The organism is Nostoc sp. T09, from assembly GCF_002154695.1.
Lineage (GTDB): Bacteria > Cyanobacteriota > Cyanobacteriia > Cyanobacteriales > Nostocaceae > Aulosira.
In genome coordinates, this window is record NZ_MTAV01000215.1 from 1 (window position 1) to 4,436 (window position 4,436).

At 44.9% G+C, this 4,436-nt stretch carries 5 protein-coding genes and 2 pseudogenes; 2 read left to right on the plus strand and 5 right to left on the minus strand.

Going from position 1 to position 4,436, the window contains the following annotated elements:
• The first annotated feature begins 122 nt into the window (after positions 1-122).
• Positions 123-458: a hypothetical protein gene (locus BV372_RS32245; RefSeq protein ID WP_086691225.1), complete on the plus strand. Its 336-nt coding sequence runs from the start codon at positions 123-125 to the stop codon at positions 456-458.
• Positions 440-988: pseudogene (locus tag BV372_RS32250) on the plus strand (hypothetical protein); the annotation flags it as partial. The gene BV372_RS32245 and the pseudogene BV372_RS32250, both read left to right, overlap by 19 nt.
• Before the next feature lie 217 nt (positions 989-1,205).
• On the opposite strand, the gene BV372_RS32255 reads toward BV372_RS32250, so the two are convergent.
• The 5 genes and pseudogenes from BV372_RS32255 to BV372_RS32270 form a co-directional block, all read right to left on the minus strand.
• Positions 1,206-1,907 (minus strand): alpha/beta fold hydrolase, encoded by a 702-nt coding sequence (locus BV372_RS32255; protein WP_086691226.1) that lies wholly within the window; start codon positions 1,905-1,907, stop codon positions 1,206-1,208.
• Between the two features lie 170 nt (positions 1,908-2,077).
• On the minus strand, positions 2,078-2,239 hold the full coding sequence (locus BV372_RS36855; RefSeq protein WP_179198311.1) for a hypothetical protein: 162 nt from the start codon (positions 2,237-2,239) through the stop codon (positions 2,078-2,080).
• A 387-nt stretch (positions 2,240-2,626) separates the two neighbouring features.
• Positions 2,627-3,622 carry an alpha/beta hydrolase gene (locus tag BV372_RS32260; protein ID WP_086691227.1) on the minus strand — a complete coding sequence of 332 codons (996 nt, stop codon included), beginning with the start codon at positions 3,620-3,622 and terminating at the stop codon, positions 2,627-2,629.
• A gap of 141 nt (positions 3,623-3,763) precedes the next feature.
• Positions 3,764-3,955 carry a hypothetical protein gene (locus tag BV372_RS32265; protein ID WP_086691229.1) on the minus strand — a complete coding sequence of 64 codons (192 nt, stop codon included), beginning with the start codon at positions 3,953-3,955 and terminating at the stop codon, positions 3,764-3,766.
• A gap of 219 nt (positions 3,956-4,174) precedes the next feature.
• Positions 4,175-4,436, minus strand: a pseudogene (locus BV372_RS32270) (NAD(P)-dependent oxidoreductase); the annotation flags it as partial.

The window sequence follows — 4,436 nt, forward strand, 5'->3', positions numbered from 1 at the left end:
CGCACGCCCAGATTTAACAGAGAGGGGCGCGGGATAATACCCGCCCTCGACTCTACCAACAAGCTTACCCATCAAAGTTTAAAGAATGTAATGGCTACAACTACCATCGCTTCAGAGTTGCTGTGAAACCCAAACATCAGATACATAACAATCAACTCCCTCAGAATCCTCAACATGAAATGAAAGTTCTGAGTGAAGAAGAACGAGACAAACACTACCGAAAGATATTGGCACAACTACATCTAACAGATGCTCACCGCAATCATTTAACTGATGTCCGCAGACTGAGTGAGTTTGTTGATTTTATTGGCTTTCGCTCTTGGGAAAACAAGCAAGTCGAACAAATTAGTGCTAATTTACCAGGTGTGGTCGAACGCAATGGTTCATTGTATTTATTTGGTCAACCAGGATTATTCCTACCAATTTACAACGAGCTAATGAAGATGCATTTGCACTAGTTACAATGTTGCAAATAAATCTACAAGGGCGTTCAATTGGTGCTTATCTTCTACGCAAGGGAGTTGATAACTATAGTATTCAATTTGGGTTTGAATGTACGGGTATTCATTCCACACTACGCAGCGAACAAATTGATCCAGTTTTCGATGCGATTGAATCGGGATTAAAAGATTTACCATCTGGGGAACGTTTAACCATCCATCTTAGTTCGTTTACCAACGACACATCACGACAGCAACAACTTAAGAATTTGAGCGATATAGCTCCTAACAAAGAACTGCAATATCTCTTGATGGGAGAACGATGCCGTACTCAACAATTAACAATTCAAGGAGTTCGCAAACCGAAAAAACTACGTCTTTATTGCACCTACACAGTTGAAACCAACAGCACTGGTACAAGCGATGCGCTTGAAAAGGTTCTATCGAAATTAGAGAATTCTTGGAAATCTTTTACAGGAGAAATCAACGAACTACAATTTATCGCCATCGAACGCCTAATACACGCATCTTTTACTGATGGATTCCAGTATCCACTTTTTGTATATAAATTTTATTTTCTGCTAAAAAATAAAGCCTCAAACCTGAATGAAACCAAAGTCACAGCTATTGAAAGTTTTGCTGTATCCAGCTTTCAGCTCCGAGCATTGTTGACGTGACAGTAACATCGCTGGGGTAGGCAGGGGCTGTCGCTGTCGCGAACCCGCCAATGTCACTGTCATTTAATACTTCAATCGGCGATAGGGATTAGTTGACAGCAGAGCTTGCTGCTTCAATAATCAGGTTGGCAATCTCTCTTGGATGAGAGATATAGGCCACATGGCTTGCTTTGATCTCAGTTGTTTTAGCGCCAATTCGGTGTGCCATGAATCGCTCAAGCTCAGGGTTAATTGCCTGGTCTTCCTGAGACACAAGGTACCATGAGGGAATCGTCTGCCAAGCTGCGCTATCCACTGATTGCTCAAAAGCTACGCTGGCAGCAGGCTTTTGCGTTACTGCCAGTACTTGCGCCTCGACTGGTGACACGTCTTTAGCAAAGACCTCGTGAAATTTCTCACGCTCAATGTATAGAAAGCCTGCTGTATCAGCTACAATTGCTGTGCTGAGTGGAGGAGGGGCGTATCTGCCAATTAACTGGCTAATGCTTTCGCCTGGCTCTGGTGCCCAACCAGCGATGTAAACCAATGCTTTCACTTGCTCGTTGCCAGCTGTCGCGCCTGTAATCACTGCTCCACCATAGGAGTGACCGACCACAACAACGGGTCCCTGTTGGGCATCAATCACCCGCTTGGTTGTAGCAATGTCATCTGGCAGAGAAGTCAGCGGATTTTGCACAGCGGTCACTGTATAGCCATCCTGTAGCAAAAGCGGAATGACGTGTTGCCATGATGTAGCGTCAGCCCAGCTACCATGAACCAGAACGATCGAAGGTTTAATTTCTTTGGACATACGGGTTATTCCTTGAATTGGTTGACGAGGCGATCTGCGCTTCTCCTAAGGGCAGACGCCAAGGGCAAACGTAGCAGCGCTTCGCTATCGCAAAGCACACTCGACTCAGTTCGCGATCAGTTGACAAGAATTAGATGTGGTGCATGGATTTAGCAGGTGTCGTACGAGAATTATCCATTTGCAACCAGTACGGGTGCCAGTGTTTTACCTGCTTTACCGCCGCCGATAATAATGTTGTCGTATAGGCTATCCATTTCTATCTCTTTTGAGTTTGACCTTATTTCATTCGCTCTTTCTAAGACACGAGGTACCATGAGGGAATCTTCTTCCAAGCTGCGCTTTCCACTGATTGGTCAAAAACCACCTTGGCAGTCGGCTTTTGCGTCACTGCTAGCACTTGCGCCTCGACTATCGATACGTCTTTAGCAAAGACCTCGTGAAACTTCTTATACTAAGTTGCTATCTGTTGTAGTAGTTTGAGATTAATGAGATTGCTTCCCTACACTGAGTTTCGGTCGCAATGACAGATGAGTGTTGAGTATGATTCATCATTTGCACGAATTAGGCAAAAATGAGTTGCAGCCGTAATGTGAAAGATTGATCGTCTCTGACTTACCCAACGAGGATTAGATAAGTCAGAACAGTCTCAAGCCCGTGATCGCTATAGCTGATAGAAACAAGAATTAATTACAAGTGATAGTCAAAGAAAGGATCGTGTCCTATTGCAGATATTTCTTCAGTTCAGCCGCTGCTTGAACAAAAAGAGAACGGGTTGCTGGAAGTTCAGCTAAACCATTGAGCAGTCCGAAGTCATGAATCATGCCGTTGTACTGCACAGTTGTCACCTCTATCCCCGCTTCATCTAGCTTGCGTCCATAGGCTGTACCTTCGTCATGCAAAATATCGCTCTCTGCAAGCTGAATTAACGTTGGAGGCAAGCCTTTGAGTTGCTCAACAGTCGCCTGCAATGGAGAGGCGTAGATATCTTTGCGTTTTTCTGGGTCAGGGATGTACATGTCATACATCCACTTCATCGTTGGTGTAGTCAGGAAACGCTTCTCGCCAAATTGGTGATAAGAATTCGTTTCAAAGTCAGCATCTACGATCGGCCACATCAGGATTTGCAGCTTAATGTGCGGACCTCCCTTTTCTTTCGCTAACAAAGTGGTTACCGTTGACATGTTGCCGCCGACACTGTTGCCAACGATTGCCAGATTTTTGCCATCAACCCCAATCTCCTCACCATGCTGGGCAACCCATTTGGTCGCAGCATAGATCTCATTAATCGCTTGTGGATACTGAGCATCTGGCGTGCGAGTGTAGTTGACAAAAACAGCCGCAAACCCTGAAAGCACAACGAGATCGCGAACCATGCGCTTGTGCGTTGGGTAATCCCCCAGCACCCAACCACCGCCATGAATAAAGATGAAAACAGGCAATGTGCCTTTGATACCTTCAGGTCGCACGATATTGAGCGTAATCTGATAACCGTCTGCGGTAATTGCCTTCTCAGACTCCTCAATGCCTGAAAGATCGACTTTAACGGCAGCCTGTGCATCCACGAGTACTTGGCGTGCTTCAAGTGGAGTTAATGTCTCCAACCCCACACCACCTGAATTCAGTACTTTCAAAAATGCCTTCACTTCCCTAGAAAGACGCGGATCTTCTGCAACTTCCAAAACTTTCACCGCTTGTGAGTTTTCTTGAGCAATCATCACGTTCTCCTTTTGTTGATGAATAGTAAACAATCTGTGGTGTTGCATAAATACGGGATGAATTGACGGTTAAAACCATTGAAAATTCGTTCAAAATTGGGCAAAATCATCCCATGATTCAGCAATGCCCAATCTGTTATTTCAAACTTTGACACCACTGCCTAAATGCTGTTTCAAAAACGCAATGATTGGAATTAGCCAGATCGCAAAGCCAACAAAAATAATCTGAAGCAGAGAGAGGGGATCTGGGATTTCCACATGCGCTAAACCATGTAGTCCATGAGCGATCGCGTGAAGAACCACAATCGCTGTTCCATATTGAGCAACTTTCATAAACGATTTCCTTAACTTGATATCAATCGAGTCCAGCCACCGTCTACTACCAATTCTTCTATTCCTAGTTACTACTGGGAGCGGAGTATAGTTAACATCCATTAATTTCTCGAAATGCTCTCTAGGAACTGATTCACAAGAAATGACATTTGGATAAAAGTGTTCACCATACTGCACTCTCATTAGTATTTGTGAGTTAGCCCTATAAATGCTAGAACTCTAACTGGCATAAGCAGCGGCAGTTCCAACTAACCATTCCAGCGATCGCGGCTGAAAATTCAGTTCACGTTTTGCCTTGGCATTCGAGGCACCTCGCATCTGAGTCCCGTAGTAGACCGTATCTGCCCCATCAATTTGCAACGTCTCCTCAATGGATATCTGCGGTGGCGGTGGCGCATTCAACCATTGAGCAAAAGCAGGGAGCCAATCGCGCACCTGCAAGGGTCGATCATCGGTAATCAGATAAACGCTAGTATTGCCC

Coding starts and splice junctions, on each gene's coding strand:
- BV372_RS32255 (WP_086691226.1), bottom strand. CDS start 1,907: ATGTCCAAAGAAATTAAACCTTCGATCGTTCTGGTTCATGGTAGCTGG.
- BV372_RS32260 (WP_086691227.1), bottom strand. CDS start 3,622: ATGATTGCTCAAGAAAACTCACAAGCGGTGAAAGTTTTGGAAGTTGCA.
- BV372_RS32265 (WP_086691229.1), bottom strand. CDS start 3,955: ATGAAAGTTGCTCAATATGGAACAGCGATTGTGGTTCTTCACGCGATC.